General features: G+C 36.3%; 1 protein-coding gene. It reads left to right on the top strand.

Features of this window, described 5'->3' with window-relative positions:
• Positions 1-321 precede the first annotated feature (321 nt).
• A complete protein-coding gene (locus AC27IT_RS27845) occupies positions 322-510 on the top strand; it encodes a hypothetical protein (RefSeq protein WP_487092270.1) in 189 nt (62 codons plus the stop codon).
• Positions 511-620: the final 110 nt, after the last annotated feature.

Genomic DNA, 620 nt, shown 5'->3' with positions numbered 1-620 from the left:
GATCAATTGTTGTTTGAACTCGATTGAATAGCGTCTCCGTTGCATAAAAATATCCCCCTCTGTTCTTCTGATATCAGCTTAACAAGATAAGGGGGTATGACTCAAATCCAATTTTGGGGCTTAAAAGTTACAGTGAGGCCTGGCTATTGGGGATGGATTGATTACGGTGCATATACAGAGACTTGGGAAGGTGACTACTATTATGTAACGTCCACATGTAATATTAAAGATAATACCAAAATAAAAGTAATGGGACCAAAATATAAAGCCAAGATGGCTAGAAGCGAACCTTTTAGCTACTGATAGGGGTAAGTTATTTCAATGCGTATCAAATTACTGTTTACTTTTGTACTCCTAATTCTTTTCGGTGCCTTATTAGGTTGTCAAGAGGATACATCAAAGCAGCAAAATAAAGAGATAATTATTGAAGATACAAAAGTTCCTAATGGACTATCTAAAGTAACTAAAGATAAAGAAGTGGAGTCGGTTACAATACTAGGACGTGTCTGAAAACTAAAGAAAATGTGGTATGATTTAGGAAAAACGAATGGAGCAACGAGCATGATTCAAAGACGGTACGAAATAAACGATGAACAGTGGGAACAAATTCAGGACATGTT

This window comes from Brevibacillus sp. YAE8, from assembly GCF_057543335.1.
The sequence above is the reverse complement of the archived record's forward strand: the minus strand, read 5'-3'. Positions and strand labels throughout refer to the sequence as shown.

Coding starts and splice junctions, on each gene's coding strand:
- AC27IT_RS27845 (WP_487092270.1), top strand. CDS start 322: ATGCGTATCAAATTACTGTTTACTTTTGTACTCCTAATTCTTTTCGGT.